This is a genomic window from Pseudodesulfovibrio sp. 7M6, from assembly GCF_050058625.1.
GTDB classification, from domain to species: domain Bacteria; phylum Desulfobacterota; class Desulfovibrionia; order Desulfovibrionales; family Desulfovibrionaceae; genus Pseudodesulfovibrio; species Pseudodesulfovibrio salinus.
Map to the genome: position 1 here is coordinate 704,281 of NZ_CP188816.1, position 18,723 is coordinate 723,003.

Below are 18,723 nucleotides of genomic sequence, written 5' to 3' on the forward strand. Positions count from 1 at the left end.
ATTGAGGGGCGGTTGACGTTGCGTTGCAGCGGCTGGCAAAGCTCCGCCGCCTGTTCCTGATATTGGCTTTTTTGCCTTGTCCCTCAATCTGCGGGCACCACTAGCCTCGCTGCCGGCCATACCTTCATGTTCTACGGTCTGACCGCCTGGATGCCTGTGTACCTGGAACAATCCCTGGGCATGACAGACGCCACCGCTGGCTATATCATCGTTTCACTCAGCCCGTTCGCCATCGGCCACATGCATGAATCGGCCGGAAATTGGCAAGGCGGTATGATTTTTCTCACTGTGGCCGCTGTACTGATGATCGGCTGCGGGCAGGCTGCAACTAACCCGCATAAAAGATAAGTATATTAAACAGCTGTCTGTTGCTATTGCGCGGCGTTCTCCTCATGGAGGCGGCGCGCTTCTCTTTGTACAGCGGTTTTTGCTCGTATAATTTTTCACAAATTTAGGTTCGTCTGTATGCCGCCCCAATTCTGCTTCCTGCTTATTTTTCATTTTGAAACACAAAATCACTGCTGGAGTCGTTTGCGCACGGATGGAGAAAATGTGCGCTGTTCAGAATGAAACGCTGTTTTTCGGGTTTATCGAAAGTGTGTTTATATCATTTAGCAATATTATATAAATAATACAGATAGTTAATCAGTATATGCCGCTTGCCTGTTTCATGAGGATTTTTATCGTTTCAGCACTCAGACGTTTTTCAATTTGAAACACGAAAATCACATTCCCTGCTTGTGAATAAATTGAATAAATAAATTTATCCTTGTATTCAAAATAGTTACTTGTTCAATCTCCACTCCGTGAGTTGGCATTGGCGTTGCTATGGCCTGCTTAACGGAAAGCATCATGAAGAACGTATTGATCGTTGTAGACACATCTCAGTCGAGCCTCTGGCTGGCCTATTACGGAATGGGGCTATCCCACCGCATTGCGGCCGGAGTCTCCATCCTCATGGTTATCGACCCCGACTATGCCGACGACAGCGGCGACGCCGACGAATGGATCGGCTCCCCTGAAAAGCGGCTTGAATCCATCCTGGCCGAGGACCAATCCGGTGGACGGCGTGTGGAATTCTTCGTCGTCCGGGGGCGGATGGAGGAGGAGATACCCAAATTCATCAGCGAGAACGACATCTCCAAGCTGTTTATCGGCAGGCCCCAGAGTAAAAGGGCTGAGGTGTACACCAAGCTGATGCGGGTCATCGATGCGGTGTACACGACGACCGGGTGTGATGTGGAAGTGGTGCAGAAGGTTTCCGCACAAAAGTGACGGACATTCCCTCTCGCGCCCTCTGCGCGAAGGGAAACCGGACTTGCAGTGTGGGCGGGACGCGGCGGGCATTAGGGGCCCGGAGCGGACCTGAGAAGGGAATGCAAACCGTGGAGGAGTTATTGATGTTTCATATGTATCTTCCCATAGCCGGGAACAGCGTGAACGTGTTCCTGGTGTTCGCCCTGGGAGGGTTCGTCGGCCTGCTCTCCGGCATCTTCGGTGTCGGTGGCGGATTCCTGATGACCCCGTTGCTGATTATGTTCGGCATTCCGCCGACCGTGGCGGCCGCGTCGGACTCCAACCAGATCGTCGGCGCGTCCACGTCCGGTTGTCTGGCACACTATCGCCTGGGCAATGTTGATTTCAAGATGGGCTTTCTGCTGCTTATCGGCGGCGTGCTCGGCGGCTTTGCCGGTGTCCAGGTCATCAAGGTCCTGCGTGCCATGGGCAATGCGGACTTCCTTATCAATATCACTTACGTGCTCATGCTTGGCGGCGTCGGGGCCTACATGTTCATCGAGAGCGTGCAGAGCCTGCGCAAAAAGGCCCCGGAAGCTGCTGCCGAGGCTGCCGCTCCCAAGAAAAAGTCCCGCTACACCGCCATGCTGGAGAGCCTGCCTTTCCAGATGGATTTCGAGAAGTCCGGTGTGCGCCTCTCCATGCTCATGCCCCTGGTGCTCGGCGTCATAGTCGGCATTCTCGCGGCCATCATGGGCGTTGGCGGCGGTTTCATCATGGTCCCCATCATGGTCTACCTGCTTCGTATGCCCATGCACGTCGTTGTCGGCACCAGCCTGTTCCAGATTCTCTTTACCTGCATCAACGTGACCATCCTCCAGTCCTACACCAACCACACCGTGGACTTCGTGCTGGCCGTTCTGCTGCTGCTCGGCTCCACCCTGGGCGCCCAGTTCGGCACTCGGATCAGCCGCAAGCTCAAGGGCGAACAGCTCAAGATCCTGCTGGCGACCCTGGTGCTGGTGGTCATGGTCAAGATGCTGCTCAACCTGCTGCTCACGCCCGACGTGCTGCTCGCCTACGCCGGAGGTCACTAGTCATGTACAAGATCGCAAGAACCTGCCTGCTCAGTTTCGCGGCTCTGCTGCTGACCGGTTCCCTGGCCCTGGCGGCCGGGACCGACCTGACCATACGGCCCAACCTCGTGCCCATCGGCACCAGCTTCAATGGTGCCACGCTGACCATCACCGGCCATGTGCCCGAGGGCGACTCCGCTGTCATCCGCCTCATGGGTGAGCCGCAGCACCGCAACTTCCGCGTGAAGGGCAAGGCCATGGGCGTACTGTGGATGAACCTCAAAACGGTCGAGATCAATGGTGTGCCCGATGTCTTCCTGATGGGTACCGACGGCAAGGCCCAGGTGAACTGGGAACATTCCGATCTCGGATTCCACTCCATCAAGGGGGAGACCGACGACCTGTTATTCGACGAGTTCATCAAGCTCATGGAGCGCGACGGTTTCTATGAAGTGGAAAACGGCGTGGTCAGCTATGAGACCGCTGCCGACGGCGAAGTTCCCTTTAAGGCCACCCTCGCCATCCCCTCCGCCATGCACCAGGGCGTCTACCGGGTGGAAGTCCTTGCCGTCCGCGACGGCAAGGTGGCCGATGTGGCTGCCGAGGAGCTGCACACCAAGCTGACCGGACTGCCCGAGTTCCTCTCCAAGCTGGCTTATGATCATTCCCTGATGTACGGTATAGCTGCCGTGATCATCGCCATCCTGGCCGGTTTGGTCATGAGCATGATCTTCAAGGAACGCGGAGGCGCCCACTAGGCGCGGAGATGGAGCAATGAAACGGTTGTTCGAGCATATTCGCAACCTGCTGCCCACGGGGCGGCACAGGGGACACCGTCCCCTGTCCGCCCTTTTCGGGCAGTTCCAGCGCGTGCTGGAGTTGAATAACCGTACCCTGACTCTCATCGCCTCCATGCACGACAAGCTGGGCGGCGACTATATTTTCGATCTGCAATACCTGCGCAGCTCCAAGCAGCATGTGGCGGGCACGGTCCGCGAGCTTATAGAGGCCTTCGACGCCATGGCGCCGGGCCGCCATCCGGACCTGCTGACCCAGTTCCGCACCATCCGCTCACAGCTGGAGAGCGAGCTGGAGCGCAAACCGGTGCTCCCCGATGTCATGGTCATGCCGCTTTTGAGCGTCACGGCAAACGATATGGACGCCGTGGGGGCCAAGTCCGTCAAGCTCGGCATCATCGCCTCCTCCGGCGCGGCCGCAGTGCCGGACGGTTTTGTCGTCACCACCTCGGCCTATCTTCTCTTTTTGCAAGAGAACGGTCTGGCCGAGCCGCTGGAGCAGTGCGAGGAGCAGTGGCGCAACGGTGAGCTTTCCGCTGAAGAGGCATCGGGCAAGATCCGCTCCATGATTCTGACCGGGAACATCCCCGGCAGGCTGCGTCGTTCCCTGAGCCGCGAGGTGGAGGCCCTGCGCCGTCGTCTGGGCGAGCGGGAACTGCGGCTCGCCGTGCGCAGCAGTGCCTGGGGCGAGGACGGCGATCTTTCCTTTGCCGGGCAATACGACAGTTTTCTCAATGTGGCCTCGGAGGACCTGCACGACGCCTACCGCAAGGTTTTGGCCAGCACCTTTTCCCCAGCGGCCATGGTCTACCGCAAGGAATATGATTTCAAGGCGAGCGAAGTGCTCATGGCCGTTTCCGTACAGGCCATGGTCGAGGCTCGCTCCAGCGGCGTGGTCTACAGCCTCTCGCCGGTGAACCCTATCCGCAACGTCATCGAGATTGCCGGGACCTGGGGGCTTGGCGCACCTTTGGTATCGGGCGAAGTGCCCGTGGACCGTTTTACCGTTTCCCGCGAGGGAGAGCACGCCGTGGTCGAGTCCTCGGTGGCGAAAAAGCCCAAGGCCCTGCGCGGCAAGGCCGGCGGATCGGTATACATGGAAGACGTGGACGAGGGCTTGCAAGGCGAGCCGTGCCTGTTGCCCGAGGATGTCCGGCTGTTGGCCGACACGGCCATGCGGCTGGAGCGGTATTTCAAGAAGCCCCAGGATATGGAGTATGCATTTGATACTTCCGGGGACCTTATTGTGCTTCAGAGCCGCCCCTTGCGTATCGGCGAAGGGGATACGGAAGGCAAGGCGGACCTGAGCGACGCCCTCAAGCGCTACAATGTCCTGCTCAGTGGCGAAGGGGACGTAGCCCAGCAGGGCGTGGGCGCCGGACCGGTCTTCGTAGCCTGGGAAGGACGCGATCTGGCCTCGTTCCCGGACGGCGGCATTCTGGTGGCGCACCTTTCCTCGCCGCAGTATGCCTCGGTGTTGAACCGCGCTTCGGGCGTGGTTACGGACATCGGTTCCCCGCTGGGACACATGGCGACCATTGCCCGCGAGTACCACGTGCCCACGCTGCTCAATGCCAGCCGCGCGACCATGGTATTGCAGGAGGGCGAGAAGGTCACCCTCGATGCCGAGCAGAAGACCGTCTATCAGGGCGTGATCCGCGAACTGAAGCTGCACGATTTCATGCTGGACCGCATGGAGGAGACTTACGAATATCGTCTGCTCCGGCGGATGCTGAAGCTCATTGAGCCGCTTAATCTCTTTGATCCTGACGCACCGAACTTTACGCCGCAGGGGTGCCGCACCCTGCACGACATTGCCCGGTTCATCCACGAGAAGGCGGTGGAAATCCTCATCGACATCCCCAACGCCTCGGCCAAGGGCGAACCCTGCCCCGGCGGGCGTCTGGTCCTGCCCGTGCCCATCGATCTGGTGCTGCTCGATATCGGCGGCGGCCTGGACGAGACCTGTGCCGGAGGCCTTGACGGACTGAAGCTTCGGCGGACCATCCTGCCGGAACAGGTGCGGTCCAATACCCTCCGCGCCTTCATCGACGGCGTGACTCTGGAAGGGGTATGGCAATCCACGCCCGTACCCGTGGACTTTTCCAGTTTCATGTCCAGCATGACCCGGACCTTTGCGGCGTCCGGGGCAGAGGCCGGGCGCATCGGGCAGAATCTGGCGGTCATTTCGGACCGCTACCTGCACCTGAGTTTGCGCCTTGGCTATCACTTCACCATGATTGACTGCTTTGAGAGCCCGGACGGCACGCGAAACAGCGTGCAGTTCCGTTTTGCCGGCGGCGTTACCGGGGCGACCCGGCGTTCGCGGCGGGCGCGGTTCCTCTTTGAAGTGCTCAAGAATTATGATTTTTCCGTAACCGTGCGCGAGGACCTTGTGGTGGCCCGCGCCAAGGGATGGATCGCCAGCGACGTGCAGCGGCTCATGCGGCTGCTCGGCATCCTGGTGGCTTATACTCGGCAGTTGGACGTCTCAATGATCGACGACGCCCAGATATACGCACATTGCGAGGCTTTTGAACGTATCGCCGAAGCGGCGATAGGCACCTAGCTATTGGAGGATTGCCATGACTACCTCGACCAAGACGAGCATTCTCATTCTGGACGACGAGCCCATCGTCAGCAAGCGGCTGCAACCCGCGCTGGAGAAGATGGGCTACGAGGTGGAGAGCTTCTACGACAGCTCCCTGGCCATGGATCGGGTCAAGGAGCGGAACTTCGACATTGTCGTGACCGACCTCAAGATGGAAGGCATCGATGGTATGCAGTTCCTGGCCGAGGTCAAGGAACGGTCGCCCGAAACCGAGGTCATCGTCATCACTGGTTTCGCCACAATGGATACGGCCAAGGAGTCCATGCGGAAGGGGGTTTTCGACTTCCTGGCCAAACCGTTCAAGCTGGGGGAGATCCAGGAGGTCATCCGCAAGGCGGAGGCCCACATTCGAGGAGAGGCACAGTAAGTTGAACTGCAAGAAAATGAAAAGCGAGGTGTGTCCATGGACATGTTGAAAGCGCTTGTCCCCGTGGAGATGACCTTGGCGTCCAACGTCGCGCTGCGTTACCTGTGCCGCAAGGCAGAGCAGCTCGGCATCGCCATACAGCCCATCCACGTGGAGGAACCCGACCACAAGCCGCACTCCTCGGAGACCGGATGGATTCGCCGGTCCTGGGAGTCCGGACTGCGTCAGGCCGGGCTGGAGGAGGTCCAGCGCATTTTAAAGAGCGAGAAGCTGGATTGTTGCGTCATGCCTAATCCCCGTATCCGCGTGGGGGCGCGGGAGGACGAGATTCTCGATGAGTTGCGCATCGGCGGGCAGGACCTGTTTGTGGAAGGTGAGGTAGCCAATTTCAATACCGGCGAGTTCCGCAAGCGGCTCAGGTCCAAGCTGTATCGCCAGATGCCCTGCCCGGCCCTGGTTGTTCGCAATATGATCCAGTCCGACCGTGTGGTCCTGGTGCTGGATGAAAAGACGGACGTGGAGCTGCTCATTGATCGGTTCCGTCGTTTTTTCCGCGAACCCGCAGGAGTGGATTTCGACCTGTGCGCCTATGCAATGGACGATCTGCAACGGTCCACTCATCCCGAAGAGCTGCTGGCCGAGGGACGTCGGCTGCTGGAGGCCGCAGGGTATGTCCCGGCCCGGAGCTACTCGTTGCTCGGCTCGCCGGAGACCGCTGCCAAGGCCATGCATGACTATGGCATGGTCGTTGTCCATCTGGATCGCGGTTCCAACCGCAGGACACCGCTCACCGAGGTACTCGCCATGGTGTCCAGTCCCATTCTTTTATGCTGGTAGCCCCAGCAAGGGAGTCTTTCCATGAAACTGCTCGTAGCCGTTGATGAAAACCCCTATAGCCGGTACGCGGTGGGCCAGGCCGCCCGTCTGGCTGCCAATACCTGGGCCGATGTGGTCATGCTGGCGGTGGAGAAAAGCCGCGCCTACCTTGACGAAGGCGACCTGGATCAGGCGCATGCCCACCCCAAGACCACCACGCTCAGTCGCTATCGCGCAGACTTCCTTGGCGCGATAGGGCCGGAGGCGGACATTTACGGGCAAGCCCAGGATGTCGCCTTCGGCCGTAGCGGCGATATGCTGGAGGCGGATGCCTCGGGCCGCAAGTCCATGACCCTGCGCGTGCGTAGCGGCAACCCCGTCAAGGCCATCGTGGCCGAGGCAAAGGCCTCCGGCAGCGATCTGATCATTCTCGGCTCCAGTCAGCACGAAGGCGGCTGGGGGCGTGGCTCCGACGTGCCGGGCAAGGTGGCGGACGCCGCCGCCTGTTCGGTCTTTGTCCTGCGCGAGAACGTTGTCCCCTCCAAGGTCGTCTGCTGTCTGGACCACGCCCACGTCACCCAGGAGTCTCTGGAGCTTATCAACCAGTGCGTGACCCAGTACGGGGCCGAACTGGAAGTGGTCGGCGTGCTCAAGCACGGCGAACTCCGAGAGGAAGTGGATGCCAAGATGAGCGAAGTGCTCGACTACTATTTGGACCGCGACGTCCGCGCCCTGGTGCGCGTGGTCAACGAGGATGACCTGGAGCCCTTCATCGAGTCGGGAGACAGCGATGACCTCATGGCCCTGTGGCTGCCGCCCAAGTCGCCGCTACAGAAGCTTCTGCCCGGCCACCGCGTGGCATCCCTGGTCAACCACGCCTCGGCTTCCATTCTCATCCTGCGCTAAGCCAAGGCCTCCGGCGGGCCTACCGGCGGTCGCCTCCGGCGGGGCCAAAGAACCTCTTGAAAGAGGTTCTCTGGACTTTCCAGAACTTTTTGATGCGCTACGCGCGGTCTGTGTGTGACTGGAAGGATGCCTTGCAAGTAATACTTTTGGTGGGGGCTTCCCGCGAAGCGGAGCCAAGAAGTTTTGGAGATTCTTAAGAACCTTTTTTAAAAGGTTCTTAAGCCGCCGGAGGCATTCTTCTTTCTTTAACGAGACAAGGCCCCGTCGCCATGCGACGGGGCCTTGTCTCGTTAATAGTATGTGCTGTGCCTAGCTGGGATTTTTGGCCAGATAGGCGGCGATGCGGTCTTTCACGTTTTGTTCAAGGTTGCGGTACCAGAAGGCGTAGTCGAATTTGTGCAGCACGCCGGGCGGGAAGTGGCCTATCTCCAGCTTGTCCGGCGGGGTGGTTATCAGGGCGCAGACTTTTTTGTCCACGTGCGCCCCCACATAGTGCGGCACCTCGCGTGTTACCGTGCCTTTGAAATCGTCGAAGAACACGGCGCCGAGGTTCTGGCTTTTGTCGGCCGGGGTCTCGTCTGTGGTCCAGGTCAGTGGATTGATGCAGATGGCACCGGGCCGCAGCACGGGCGAGCCGGTCGCTCCGGGTGCTTGGGTGTTCCAGGAGATGATGACGCCGGTGTCGTCCGCTTTTTGGGCGGGCTTGAGCCACGGGCATTCCGCGATGTCCTTGTCCGTCACCGAGTAGCCGATGAGATAGGCTGCCACGAGTTTCTTTTGCAGGGTGGGATCCTTGAACCTGCTTTTCAGGAGATCGAGCATGACTACCGAACCCTGGCTGTGCGCGGCTAGAATGAACGGGCGGCCCTGGTTCAGGTAGTTCAGGTAGTAGTCGAAGGCGCGATGCACATCGTCGGCCCCGATGCGGAAATAGGAGTTAAGCGTCATGTCCTGCTTGGGATCAAGGCAGGCAAAGGAGACCTGGCGGTAGTACGGGGCGAAAAGATTGGCCGATGGGGAGTAGACGCCCGCCTGCGCCTTGAGCAGTCCCTGGACATCGGACCGCAACTGATCGTTGAAGACATCCATGTTCTTGGGCGCGGTGTCGGGATAGATGGTAGGGTAGACATAGAACACATCCACGGCTTTGTCCGCGTTTGCGGGGCGGGAAGCCCAGGCTTCTTCCTGACGGTAATCAGGGCAGGGCGGGATGGTGTCGTTGGCGGTCTGAGCGGCCCATGCCGGGCTGGTAAGGCAGAGGGCGCATAGCAAAATGGCAAAGTAGAGTCTCATGGCATCTCCTTATTGATATTTAGTTCCCCGTAGCATTGCTGCTGGTTCGGGTAAAGTATCGTAACGGAGAAAGCTCTGTTGAAACTGTCTACCTCACTTGTCCCAATGTTATTGGTTTAGGCGGCGTTGGTCCGCTGTCTGGGCGGTTCTTCTGAAAACTCCTCCGCGAGGGAGAATGTATTGTCGATGCGGTCGGCCACGCGTTCCAGCAGGTATGGGTCGTGACTGATGGCCAGAACGCCCACGTTTTGCTTGCGAGCCCAGCGCAGCACGACTTCCCAGACCATGGCCTGGGTGTTGGGGTCGAGCATGGCGGTCATTTCGTCCGCTATCAGGTAGCAGGTGGCAGGACTCATGACCCGGGCCAGGGCGAGCCGTTGCAGCTCGCCGCCGGAGAGTTCGTGCGGGTAGCGGGCGAGCCAGGACGGCTCGATGTTCAGGCCGCGCAGTGTGGTGATGTCCGGCGTATACCCTTCATTGACGCTGTCGCCGAGCTTCCAGCGCGGATTCATGGTCAGTTCCGGGTGCTGGAACAGGAGCTGGACCGGGCAGTAGCCTTTTGTCGGCAAGGGCGTGTCGTCGCACGTTACGGTGCCTTCAAGAGGAGCGAGATGGCCGGCCAGAACCTTGCCTAATGTGGACTTGCCGCGACCGCTTGGGCCGGGCAGGCCGACCACCTCGCCGGGGACCATGGTAAAATCGAGCTTTCTGAATATCCACGGAGCGTTTTCGTAATGAAAGGATATGCCTTCGCCTCTAAGCATGGCGGCACCTTACCTTGCCTCGTCCCAGGGGACGGAGCGGCTGTTCGGGTTCCAGGCATTCGGCGGAGTGTCGCGGGCAGCGGTCGCGAAACACGCAGCCGGTAATGTCCCGGTCCTCGGTTGGCTGGTTGCCGCAGATGTAACGGAACTGCTGCTGCGGCAGGGCGTTCCAGATGGCCTGCGTATAGGGATGGAGCGGGCCGTCTCCGGCGCGAAAGTTTACGGCGGGCAGCGTCTCCACGGTGGTTCCCGCATAGATGACCGCGACCCGATCGGCCATGTCCACGGCCGAGTCGAGATCGTGGGTGATGAGCACGATGGCCTTGCCGCTATCCGCCAGTTCCCGCAGGTGGCGCAGCGATTCCCGCGCCGCGTCCGGGTCCAGGCCCGAAGTCGGTTCGTCCGCTATGAGCAGGGATGCCTCCCCGGCCGTAGCCGTGGCCGTGAGGACCCGTCGGGCCATGCCGCCGGAAATCTGGAACGGAAACATGGACTTGACCGGGCGTTCGAGGTGATAGCGGTCGAACGCGCCATCCGTGCTGATGGCCGCCATTCGGGGGCTTTTACCGCTCAATCGGGATGAGCGGTAGACCTGCCTGCCCACGCGCGCCAGGGGATTGAGATAGGCGACCGACTGGGGAATCAGGGCGATCTCCCGTCCCCGCAGCCTGTGCATGCGTTTCTCGTTCAACGGCTCGCCGTTGAAGAGCAGCTCGCCGGATACCCTGGCATTGTGCGGCAGCAGGCCGAGTACGGCGTGGGCCAGCAGGCTCTTGCCGGAGCCGCTGGAGCCGACCACGGCCACCACTTCCCCGGCATGTACGTCTAGTGACAGGTCCCGCACCGGGTGGAGTGCCTTGCGGTTCCAGCCTGCCCCGTAGCGGGTGAATTCGATGGAAAGGTTGCGGACATCAAGCATGGCTACTCCTGGCTTGTCCTTGGATCGGTGATGATGCGGAGCCTGTTGCCCAGCACGTCGAAGAGTTTGACCGTGACCAGCAGGGATACGCCGGGCAGGATGGCCAGCCACCAATATCCAGTGGAGAGGTGGCGCATGGACTCCGCCAGCAGGATGCCGATGGACGGGTTGTGCGGCGAGAGCCCGAAGCCGAGAAAGGTCAGGCCTGCGGCGTGCAGGATGGCGTGGGGGAAAAGGAGGATCAGGCCGATCATGAACTGGGGCATGATGTGCGGTAGCATGTGGCGGCGGGCTATCCACCATGGGGAGCGTCCCAGCCTGCGGGAGACCTGGATGAATTCCGCCTGTTTCAGTTGCAGGATTTCGGCGCGGATGATGCGTGCCAGCCGGGTCCAGTGGGAGACGGCTACGGCGATGACGATGCCTGTGGCACCGCCGCCGCAGGCAAAGGAGACCAGGATGAGCAGAACCAGATGCGGCGTGGCCATGACCAGATCGATGAGTGTGGTGACCACGGCGTCGGTGCGGCGGCCCATGGTGGCGGAAAGGGTGCCCAGAACGGCCGCCACCACGGAACTGAACGAGGCTGCCAGCAGTCCGATGGACAGGCTGCGGCGCAGTCCCTTGACCGTTCGCACGAACATGTCCCGCCCCAGCCAGTCCGTGCCGAACGGATATTGCCAGCAGGGAGCCAGCTTCTTGTGAAGAAAGTCCGTGGTCAGCCCGGTCTCCCCCATCAGGGAGGCGGTGGCGATCAGAATCGCGAAATAGGCCAGGCACAGGCCGAGGACCCACATGGCGCGGCCGCGTCCGTCGAGCAGACGCAGCCTATCGAGCAGAGGGCGGCGGGAAAGCAGGGCTTCGTTCATTTCGCCTCCTCCGCGCCCAGACGCACGCGGGGATCGAGCACACCGTAAAGGATGTCGGCCGTCAGGTTGCCGGAAAAGACGAATACCGCGCTGAACAGGGTGATGCCGAGCAGGAGCGGAACATCGCCCCGGATTCCCGCTTCGACGGTGGCCTTGCCCAGGCCGGGATAGGAAAAGACCTGCTCCGCCAGCACCGATCCGCCGAAGAGTTCGCCAAGGGAGGCGAACTGGAGGGTGACGGCGGGCAGGCAGACGTTGCGCATGGCATGGCGCCAAGCCACGCCGGATCTGGATTCACCCTGGGCCAGGGCAAAAAGGGCATAGTCGCTGTTCATGGCGTCGATCATTTTTTCTCTCGTGTGCAGGGCGATCTGGGCGACACCGATGACCGAGAGGGTGGCGGCCGGGAGAATCAGATGGTGGAGCCGCTGCCAGATGGTGGCATCCTCCAGCAATACTCCCGGCGGGGTGGCACAGCAGATAGGGGTGACGCCCAGCCCGACGGAGAAGACCGCCAGCAACACCAGTCCCATCCAGAACGACGGAGTGGAGGCCATGGTATAGGCATAGACCCGGATGGTGCGGTCCAGCCACGAGTCTCGCTTTGTTCCCGCCAGCACGCCGAGCACGAAGCCGAGAATGCCGGATATGGCCCAGGCCGATGCCATGAGCCACAGCGAGGTCACGAATCGTTTGCCGATGACCTTGGACACCGGCTCATTGAAGATGATGGATCGGCCCAGGTCGCCCCTGAGGACGTTCCCGGCCCAGATGGCGAACCGTTCCGGGGCGGGCTTGTCCAGTCCCCAACGCTCGATGATGCGTTGCTCCTGCTCCTGGCTGATCTGCATACGGTCGATGCCGAGGTAGGCGGAGACCGGATCAATGGGCGACATGGAAACCAGAGTGAAGGCCAGGACCGAGACCAGCGAAAGGATCAGGGCTAGACGGCCGAGCTTGGCCAGACAGAATGAGCGGGTGAATACGTGCATGGGCATATACCTGACGGGACGGCGCTCCCGAAGGTTCGCCGTCCCGAATCATGGCTCAGTCTTTCCAGGTCCACTTGTCGATGTTGGCCGTGATGGGCCAGCCATGGCCGTGCGGTTCCACCTGGGAGATGCCGACATCCAGATGGTCGCTGATGAAGTAGGTATGGTCGAGGTTCACCATCCAGGCCCAGGGTGCGTCGCCTTTGGCGCAGAATCCCGTGGTGCCGTCCCACTGCGCCTTTTTCCAGTATTCCAGCGAGGCCTGATAGCTGGGGGCCGCAATGGCCTTGTCCAGGTAGGCGTCCACGGTGGGGTTCTTGTAATAACCGGAGTTGTTCCAGCCATCACCTGCGTGGTGGCTGCTGTAGAGATGATAAATTTCAATGGGATCATGGCTGCCCCAGCCGAAGACGATGGCCTGCGAGTGCATCAGGTGCCGGATTTCGTCCCAGCTCCGTTTGCCCTCGACAATGGCGTGGATGCCGATGGGCTTGAGCATGTCGCCGCAGGCCAGGGCCAGATACTGGCGAATGCTGCGCGTGGCCGGGTAGATGATGGTGAACTCGGCCTTGAGGCCGTTTTTCTCCACAATGCCGTCTCCGTCGGTGTCCTTCCAGCCCGCATCGGCCAATATTTTGCGCGCGGCTTCCGGGTCGGCGTCCTTGAAGCGGTTTTCGGGATTGTTCCAAGGCAGGCCGTCGCACGGGCCGAAGGCAGGGGAGCCGTAGCCCTCAAGAATGCCGGACACCAGCGCCTTGCGGTCTATGGCCACATTGATGGCGTGTCGGATAGCCGGATCGGCCGTGACGTTGTTGCCTATGGGCGCGCCCTGATCCGTGGTCTTGCCCGTGTTCGGAACCGTGGGGAACAGCAGTCCCCGGTTGTCCACGCTCTTGACCGGATGGAGGGTCATGCCGGGAATGGTCTGCACGGCCAGGGCCTGGGGCACGGCCACCACGTCCACCTTGCCCGCCTTGGCTGCGGCAAAGGAGGTGTCCTCATCGGTGAACAGGAAGACCAGCCGCTTGAAATAAGGCTTCTTGCCGTAGTAGTGCGGGTTGACCTCGGCAATCATCTGCTGCCCCTCGTCCCACTGCACCATGCGGTATGGGCCGGAGCCGATGGGCTTGCGGGCATATCCCGGTCCGTGTTCAGCTTCCGGGACAATCCCCAGGCAGATCAGCCGGTTGATGAAAGTCGAGTCACTTTTCTTCAGCCGGATTTCAACCTTGTTCTTGGACATGGCCACTGCTTTGTCCATGTTGATGAGATCGACCTTTCCACCGGATTTCGCCGCCGTGTTGAAAGTGTAGGCCACGTCTTTGGCGGTCAGCGGCGTGCCGTCCGAGAAGAGGACGCCGTCCCGGATGCTGATATCCCAGATCAGGCCATCATCGGACAGGGAATAGTCGGTAGCCAGGTCCTTGACGATATTCAACTGCTCATCGCGACGCAGCAGGGTGCTCTGGAACAGTGGATTGCCGTAGCGGCCCCAGCCCAGTGTCGGATCGTAGCCGTCCTCGGGTTCGCCCTTTACGGCCAGGGTCAGCGTATCCTTGGCACTGGCGGAAGATATGGAAAGACCGAACAGAATGAACAGAGACAAGGCCAGAACTACGCTGCCGATGGAAAATCGGTGGTATGAAGACATGAACACCTCGCAGGACATTTTTTTAAAAGGATCGCGCTGGATAACACTTTTTTTAAAAACGTGTCAATTGACGAGGATGTAATGAAAAAGAGTGTGAGATTGGCATGCGGAAGCAAATAGAAAAGGGAGGCCGGTCGATGACGGTCTCCCTTTTATGCTGTTGCGAAAGTCAAGAAGGCAGGTTGAAGCGCTATTACCGATGCGGCGGCGTCGCAGTGGAAATAAGCGCGATTTTTCAGTCAAACGCCGCTCCGGCTTATTGTTGCGGGCAATACTCCTCAGGGACGTTGACGCAGGCCGTTGAGGAGGAGGTCTGTTATGTCGCTTGCCTGTTGCTTCAGCCCTGTGTTTCTTTGTGCAAAGTAATTGGTGAAAATAGTGCCGTAGAGCAGATCGCTGATGATGTCGAAAAGCCGGTCGGACGGCATGTAGCGGAATACGCCTTCCCTGCTGAGCTTTTCGTAGAATCCCTGGTGTTCCTTTTTGTGCTTTTCGCAATATTCCAGGTAGGTGGGCGTGGTCCTGTCCTTGAAGACAGCCCGTTCCTGAATGAGCAGCTCGATGTAGGCCGGGTTTTCGTCAAAGTAGCGCAGGAATGCCTCAATGGCCCGTCCAAATCCATCCAGCGTACCTATGTCGTTGGGGTCCGTGGTAGCCTGCACCAGTCCGTCCATGACGTGATCCACGGCATCGCGAAACAGTGCCTGCTTGTTCTCGAAATAATTGTATACCGTACCCTTGGAACACCCGGCTGCTTCGGCAATGGCGCTGACATCCGTGTGAGCGAATCCGTCACGGGCAAAAAGCTGCACTGCCTGATTGAGGATGGACTTGCGGCGCTCGCTCCGTTGACGTGGGTTGGGGGGACGGCCAGGACCTCGTTGTGTCGTTTTCGTCTCTTGCATAATCTCTCCAATAATATAACTGACAGGTCAGTCATGTTATTCAGGCAAAAGGAAAATAGTCAAGGTTCGGCGAGGAAAATATCTGACCATTGGTCAGGGGCGGGGCGGAATTGCGGAAAACCATTCCTGCGCAGGGTTGAGATTCAGAGGTTCATTTACTATAGCCAACCTCACGCGATTCGTGTTTTTGTTCCCTCTTTGCTCTGGGGGAAGATCGAGCGGCAAACGGGGCGCAGCCTCAAACTTACAGGATGAATCCATGACTCCGGCCATTAAGCAAGCCAAGCAGGCTAAGATCAAATATACCATTCATGAATACGATCACGACCCCGCCGCCGATTCCTTTGGCAAGGAGGCGGCGGCCAAGCTGGGGGTTGATCCGGGCCGGGTATTCAAGACATTGGTGGTGGATGGCGGTGGGACCTTGTACGTCGCCGTTGTCCCGGTCATGCATCAGCTTGACCTCAAGCTCATGGCCAAGGCCGTGGGGGCCAAGAAACTGGCCATGGCCGACGTCAAGTTAGTGGAGCGGACCACGGGCTATGTGGTTGGCGGGGTATCGCCGCTGGGGCAGAAAAAGGCGTTGCCCACGGTCATTGACGAATCCGCCATGGAAGGAGCAACCATGTTTGTGAGCGGCGGCAAGCGGGGCCTGGATATCGAACTCGCTCCGGAGGACCTGGCAGGCCTGACCCGCGCCACTTTTGCCCCGGTTGCCCGGAGCTGATTTTTGCCCCTGTCCGGTCGTTTTTTCCCCAGAGGGTCAAATCCGGCACATCACTTGCTTTTGTTTTGGCAATACGCTCCAATCCGGGGGCGAGAGGTACAATTTTGTAGGTAACTGCAAAATTGTAGGTACATTAGCGAAAGAGGGCGTGCATGAAGACACTCGATTCTCTCATGGCCATGGTCAGTTCGGAAGGCCAGGCCGACAATCCTGATCCTGCGGGGCTCGACCTGCTGCTCTATTCCCCTTGCCCGGTAAAGCTGGCGGTCAAGGAAAAGCTCGACGTCGTTATTGCGGCCAGCGAGGCGGCGGGTGATCCGCTCACCATGCATATCCCCATGGGCTGCACTTCGGTGGACCCCTATGATCCGCTGCACCTGGAGACCGATCCGGACCGGCTGCCCTCCATCATCGCCTCCATCGGGTTCGGCGACTTCTTCCGCAAGGGGTTCCGCGAGCGGTTCGTGGATACCGGCGTGTTCGAGGCCGTGCTGCCCGAAAAAGTGCACCCCCTGCACGAGCGGGCGGGCATTGTGGACCCGGAAGGGCGCTACACGGTCTACGCCCTCACCCCCTACATTTTCATGGTCGACCTGGAGCGGTTGGGCGGAGTGGAACCGCCCCGGCGCTGGGAGGACCTACTGGACCCGCGCTATCACGATCAGATCAACATGTGCGGCGACGGCGACGACATGGCCGATGCCGTACTCATGTCCATCTACCAGTCCTTCGGCATGGAAGGCATAAAGCGGCTGGCGGCCAACGCCCACGGCCTGATGCACTCTTCGCGCATGGGCAAGTCCGGCGGTTCCGCCAAGGGCGGCGGCATTTACATCCTGCCCTATTTCTTTGCCGAGACCTCCCGCCAGCCCAACAACATCAAGGTCATCTGGCCCGAGGACGGCACGGCCGCAAGCCCCATTTATTTCCTGGCCCGGCGCGATGCCCGGCCGAGGATCGACCCGTTGCTCGACTTTTTCACCAAAGGGTTCGGTACGATTCCAAGCGGCCAGTGGTTTCTTCCTCTCGGAGGGCCGCTGCCCGAAACTCTTTCACCCGATGCCAAAATCAAATGGGTGGGGTGGGATTTCATCCGCGAACGGGACATCACAGCGCTGCGCGATGAACTGAACGGGACCTTTCGCAAACTGGTCCGGGAGACGCCGTGCGACTAGTCACCGTTGCCGGGCCGCCATCCTGCGGCAAAACCTCGCTGCTGACCCGCGCCCTGGCAGAGCTTATGAATCGGGGCACGTCCTGCGCGGTGGTCAAATTCGACTGTCTCCAAACCCGCGACGACAAGACCTATGATGCCGCTGGCATCCCGTCCACGGCCGCGCTTTCGGGCGGGCTTTGTCCCGACCATTTCTTTGCCACCAATCTGGAGGAGGCCTTTGCCTGGGCCGAAGGCACCGGCGCCGAATGCTGTGTCATTGAGACCGCCGGGCTGTGCAACCGCTGCTCGCCGCATCTGCGCGGAGCGCTGGCCCTGTGCGTCATCGACAACCTGATGGGCATCGAGGCCCCCAAGAAGATCGGCCCCATGCTCAAGCTGGCCGATCTGGTGCTGGTGACCAAGGGGGACCTTGTCTCCCAGGCCGAGCGCGAGGTCTACCGCCACCGCATCCGGCAGATGAACGGCCGGGCCATCATCCGGCATATCAACGGACTGACGGGACAGGGGTGCCGGGAGCTTGCCGACGTGCTGGCCATGGCCCCGCAGGTGGAAAAGGTGACCGAGATGCGGCTGCGCTTTGCCATGCCCGCCGCTGTCTGCTCCTACTGCCTGAGCGAGACGCGCATCGGCTCCCGTTATCAGAAAGGCAATGTGAAAAAGGCGGGATTCGGAGGTGGCAAATGAACATCGAACGCCCCATTCTGGCCAGCCTGACCGTCACCGGCGGCCGGGACAAGTCCGGCAGGGACGAGCCCGGCGAAGTCCAGTTCGCTCCGGGTGTTATTACTGCGCTGCTTGGTCCCACCGGTTCGGGCAAGAGCCGTTTTTTGCAGGATATCGAATCCCTGGCGGACAATGACACGCCGTCCGGTCGATGCGTGCTGTTGGATGGCGAGAAGCCGGACCCCGACTTGCGGTTCGAGTTGCAGGGAAGGCTGGTGGCCCAGCTTACCCAGAATATGAATTTTGTCCTCGATATGGGCGTGCGTGATTTCATTCTGACCCATGCCGAGAGCCGCGAAGTGCCGGAACCCGAGGCCGTGGCCGACCGGGTCATCGAGGCGGCCAACGATCTGGCAGGAGAGCCCTTTAAGGCGGATACCCAGCTCACCCAGCTTTCGGGCGGCCAGTCCCGCGCCCTGATGATCGCGGACGCGGCCTTGCTCAGTTGGTCTCCGGTCCTGCTTATCGACGAGATCGAGAACGCTGGAGTGGACAAGGTACGGGCCTTGGAACTGCTGCTCAAAAGCGACAAGATCGTGGTCATTGCCACTCATGATCCTGTGCTGGCCCTTTCCGCCCATCGTCGTCTGGTTTTCGAGCACGGCGCGGTCCGCAACGTCATGCATCGCACCCCGGCGGAGGAGCGTCTGCTTGCCCACCTGGAAGAGTTGGAGGACGAATTCTCCCGGGTTCGGGACAGCCTGCGCCTGGGCGTGCCGCTTGGCTGATGGCCGGTGGAATAAACAGGCCGTCCATATTGGGTTCACTTTCCGTGGTGGATTTGTTTCCGGCCGATTTCCGGGTGCCGCTTTCTATGGAATGATTGCCATATCTCCTTTTTTTCACAGGATATTCACAAGAAGTATCTTCTCTTGAGCCTCTGGCCCGCCAGTC

At 60.1% G+C, this 18,723-nt stretch carries 19 protein-coding genes; 12 read left to right on the forward strand and 7 right to left on the reverse strand.

Features of this window, described 5'->3' with window-relative positions:
* The first annotated feature begins 126 nt into the window (after positions 1–126).
* The 8 genes from ACI0FG_RS03175 (at position 127) to ACI0FG_RS03210 (ending at position 7,809) form a co-directional block, all read left to right on the forward strand.
* On the forward strand, positions 127–348 hold the full coding sequence (locus ACI0FG_RS03175) for a hypothetical protein (RefSeq protein ID WP_419787110.1): 222 nt from the start codon (positions 127–129) through the stop codon (positions 346–348).
* 504 nt (positions 349–852) lie between these two features.
* Positions 853–1,275 carry a universal stress protein gene (locus tag ACI0FG_RS03180; RefSeq protein ID WP_419787111.1) on the forward strand — a complete coding sequence of 141 codons (423 nt, stop codon included), beginning with the start codon at positions 853–855 and terminating at the stop codon, positions 1,273–1,275.
* 125 nt (positions 1,276–1,400) lie between these two features.
* Positions 1,401–2,333: a sulfite exporter TauE/SafE family protein gene (locus ACI0FG_RS03185; RefSeq protein ID WP_419787112.1), complete on the forward strand. Its 933-nt coding sequence runs from the start codon at positions 1,401–1,403 to the stop codon at positions 2,331–2,333.
* A 2-nt stretch (positions 2,334–2,335) separates the two neighbouring features.
* On the forward strand, positions 2,336–3,070 hold the full coding sequence (locus ACI0FG_RS03190) for a TIGR02186 family protein (protein WP_419787113.1): 735 nt from the start codon (positions 2,336–2,338) through the stop codon (positions 3,068–3,070).
* Between the two features lie 16 nt (positions 3,071–3,086).
* Positions 3,087–5,678 carry a PEP/pyruvate-binding domain-containing protein gene (locus ACI0FG_RS03195; protein WP_419787114.1) on the forward strand — a complete coding sequence of 864 codons (2,592 nt, stop codon included), beginning with the start codon at positions 3,087–3,089 and terminating at the stop codon, positions 5,676–5,678.
* Positions 5,679–5,694: 16 nt separating this feature from the next.
* Entirely contained in the window at positions 5,695–6,087 is a 393-nt protein-coding gene (locus ACI0FG_RS03200) for a response regulator (RefSeq protein WP_419787115.1), read from the forward strand.
* A gap of 36 nt (positions 6,088–6,123) precedes the next feature.
* Positions 6,124–6,924, forward strand: coding sequence for a universal stress protein (locus ACI0FG_RS03205; protein WP_419787116.1), 801 nt, complete (start codon positions 6,124–6,126; stop codon positions 6,922–6,924).
* A gap of 21 nt (positions 6,925–6,945) precedes the next feature.
* On the forward strand, positions 6,946–7,809 hold the full coding sequence (locus tag ACI0FG_RS03210; protein WP_419787117.1) for a universal stress protein: 864 nt from the start codon (positions 6,946–6,948) through the stop codon (positions 7,807–7,809).
* 309 nt (positions 7,810–8,118) lie between these two features.
* On the opposite strand, the gene ACI0FG_RS03215 is transcribed toward ACI0FG_RS03210, so the two are convergent.
* From ACI0FG_RS03215 to ACI0FG_RS03245, 7 genes are all read right to left on the reverse strand, one after another.
* On the reverse strand, positions 8,119–9,102 hold the full coding sequence (locus ACI0FG_RS03215; protein WP_419787118.1) for a DUF3089 domain-containing protein: 984 nt from the start codon (positions 9,100–9,102) through the stop codon (positions 8,119–8,121).
* 116 nt (positions 9,103–9,218) lie between these two features.
* Complete coding sequence (locus ACI0FG_RS03220; RefSeq protein ID WP_419787119.1) at positions 9,219–9,866, reverse strand: ABC transporter ATP-binding protein; 648 nt, start codon at positions 9,864–9,866, stop codon at positions 9,219–9,221.
* Positions 9,859–10,785 carry an ABC transporter ATP-binding protein gene (locus ACI0FG_RS03225; RefSeq protein ID WP_419787120.1) on the reverse strand — a complete coding sequence of 309 codons (927 nt, stop codon included), beginning with the start codon at positions 10,783–10,785 and terminating at the stop codon, positions 9,859–9,861. The genes ACI0FG_RS03220 and ACI0FG_RS03225 overlap by 8 nt, the downstream gene beginning before the upstream one ends.
* 2 nt (positions 10,786–10,787) lie before the next feature.
* Positions 10,788–11,654 (reverse strand): ABC transporter permease, encoded by an 867-nt coding sequence (locus ACI0FG_RS03230; RefSeq protein WP_419787121.1) that lies wholly within the window; start codon positions 11,652–11,654, stop codon positions 10,788–10,790.
* A complete protein-coding gene (locus ACI0FG_RS03235; protein ID WP_419787123.1) occupies positions 11,651–12,646 on the reverse strand; it encodes an ABC transporter permease in 996 nt (331 codons plus the stop codon). Before ACI0FG_RS03235 ends, ACI0FG_RS03230 begins: the two co-directional genes overlap by 4 nt.
* 55 nt (positions 12,647–12,701) lie before the next feature.
* Complete coding sequence (locus tag ACI0FG_RS03240; RefSeq protein ID WP_419787124.1) at positions 12,702–14,297, reverse strand: ABC transporter substrate-binding protein; 1,596 nt, start codon at positions 14,295–14,297, stop codon at positions 12,702–12,704.
* 278 nt (positions 14,298–14,575) lie between these two features.
* Positions 14,576–15,202 carry a TetR/AcrR family transcriptional regulator gene (locus ACI0FG_RS03245; RefSeq protein ID WP_419787125.1) on the reverse strand — a complete coding sequence of 209 codons (627 nt, stop codon included), beginning with the start codon at positions 15,200–15,202 and terminating at the stop codon, positions 14,576–14,578.
* A 259-nt stretch (positions 15,203–15,461) separates the two neighbouring features.
* Here ACI0FG_RS03245 and ybaK point away from each other — a divergent pair, with 259 nt between their 5' ends.
* The 4 genes from ybaK to ACI0FG_RS03265 all read left to right on the forward strand — a co-directional run bounded on the left by ybaK (position 15,462) and on the right by ACI0FG_RS03265 (position 18,557).
* Positions 15,462–15,929: a Cys-tRNA(Pro) deacylase gene (gene ybaK / locus ACI0FG_RS03250; protein WP_419787126.1), complete on the forward strand. Its 468-nt coding sequence runs from the start codon at positions 15,462–15,464 to the stop codon at positions 15,927–15,929.
* 152 nt (positions 15,930–16,081) lie between these two features.
* Complete coding sequence (locus ACI0FG_RS03255) at positions 16,082–17,104, forward strand: ABC transporter substrate-binding protein (protein WP_419787127.1); 1,023 nt, start codon at positions 16,082–16,084, stop codon at positions 17,102–17,104.
* Positions 17,095–17,790: a GTP-binding protein gene (locus tag ACI0FG_RS03260; protein WP_419787128.1), complete on the forward strand. Its 696-nt coding sequence runs from the start codon at positions 17,095–17,097 to the stop codon at positions 17,788–17,790. Before ACI0FG_RS03255 ends, ACI0FG_RS03260 begins: the two co-directional genes overlap by 10 nt.
* A complete protein-coding gene (locus tag ACI0FG_RS03265) occupies positions 17,787–18,557 on the forward strand; it encodes an ATP-binding cassette domain-containing protein (RefSeq protein WP_419787129.1) in 771 nt (256 codons plus the stop codon). Before ACI0FG_RS03260 ends, ACI0FG_RS03265 begins: the two co-directional genes overlap by 4 nt.
* Positions 18,558–18,723: the final 166 nt, after the last annotated feature.

Excerpts from the sequence above, each read along its gene's own strand:
- ACI0FG_RS03175 (WP_419787110.1), top strand. The coding sequence starts at position 127 with ATGTTCTACGGTCTGACCGCCTGGATGCCTGTGTACCTGGAACAATCC.
- ACI0FG_RS03190 (WP_419787113.1), top strand. The coding sequence starts at position 2,336 with ATGTACAAGATCGCAAGAACCTGCCTGCTCAGTTTCGCGGCTCTGCTG.
- ACI0FG_RS03220 (WP_419787119.1), bottom strand. The coding sequence starts at position 9,866 with ATGCTTAGAGGCGAAGGCATATCCTTTCATTACGAAAACGCTCCGTGG.
- ybaK (WP_419787126.1), top strand. The coding sequence starts at position 15,462 with ATGACTCCGGCCATTAAGCAAGCCAAGCAGGCTAAGATCAAATATACC.
- ACI0FG_RS03245 (WP_419787125.1), bottom strand. The coding sequence starts at position 15,202 with ATGCAAGAGACGAAAACGACACAACGAGGTCCTGGCCGTCCCCCCAAC.
- ACI0FG_RS03215 (WP_419787118.1), bottom strand. The coding sequence starts at position 9,102 with ATGAGACTCTACTTTGCCATTTTGCTATGCGCCCTCTGCCTTACCAGC.
- ACI0FG_RS03185 (WP_419787112.1), top strand. The coding sequence starts at position 1,401 with ATGTTTCATATGTATCTTCCCATAGCCGGGAACAGCGTGAACGTGTTC.
- ACI0FG_RS03255 (WP_419787127.1), top strand. The coding sequence starts at position 16,082 with ATGAAGACACTCGATTCTCTCATGGCCATGGTCAGTTCGGAAGGCCAG.
- ACI0FG_RS03240 (WP_419787124.1), bottom strand. The coding sequence starts at position 14,297 with ATGTCTTCATACCACCGATTTTCCATCGGCAGCGTAGTTCTGGCCTTG.
- ACI0FG_RS03210 (WP_419787117.1), top strand. The coding sequence starts at position 6,946 with ATGAAACTGCTCGTAGCCGTTGATGAAAACCCCTATAGCCGGTACGCG.
- ACI0FG_RS03230 (WP_419787121.1), bottom strand. The coding sequence starts at position 11,654 with ATGAACGAAGCCCTGCTTTCCCGCCGCCCTCTGCTCGATAGGCTGCGT.
- ACI0FG_RS03235 (WP_419787123.1), bottom strand. The coding sequence starts at position 12,646 with ATGCACGTATTCACCCGCTCATTCTGTCTGGCCAAGCTCGGCCGTCTA.
- ACI0FG_RS03180 (WP_419787111.1), top strand. The coding sequence starts at position 853 with ATGAAGAACGTATTGATCGTTGTAGACACATCTCAGTCGAGCCTCTGG.
- ACI0FG_RS03265 (WP_419787129.1), top strand. The coding sequence starts at position 17,787 with ATGAACATCGAACGCCCCATTCTGGCCAGCCTGACCGTCACCGGCGGC.
- ACI0FG_RS03225 (WP_419787120.1), bottom strand. The coding sequence starts at position 10,785 with ATGCTTGATGTCCGCAACCTTTCCATCGAATTCACCCGCTACGGGGCA.
- ACI0FG_RS03200 (WP_419787115.1), top strand. The coding sequence starts at position 5,695 with ATGACTACCTCGACCAAGACGAGCATTCTCATTCTGGACGACGAGCCC.
- ACI0FG_RS03205 (WP_419787116.1), top strand. The coding sequence starts at position 6,124 with ATGGACATGTTGAAAGCGCTTGTCCCCGTGGAGATGACCTTGGCGTCC.
- ACI0FG_RS03195 (WP_419787114.1), top strand. The coding sequence starts at position 3,087 with ATGAAACGGTTGTTCGAGCATATTCGCAACCTGCTGCCCACGGGGCGG.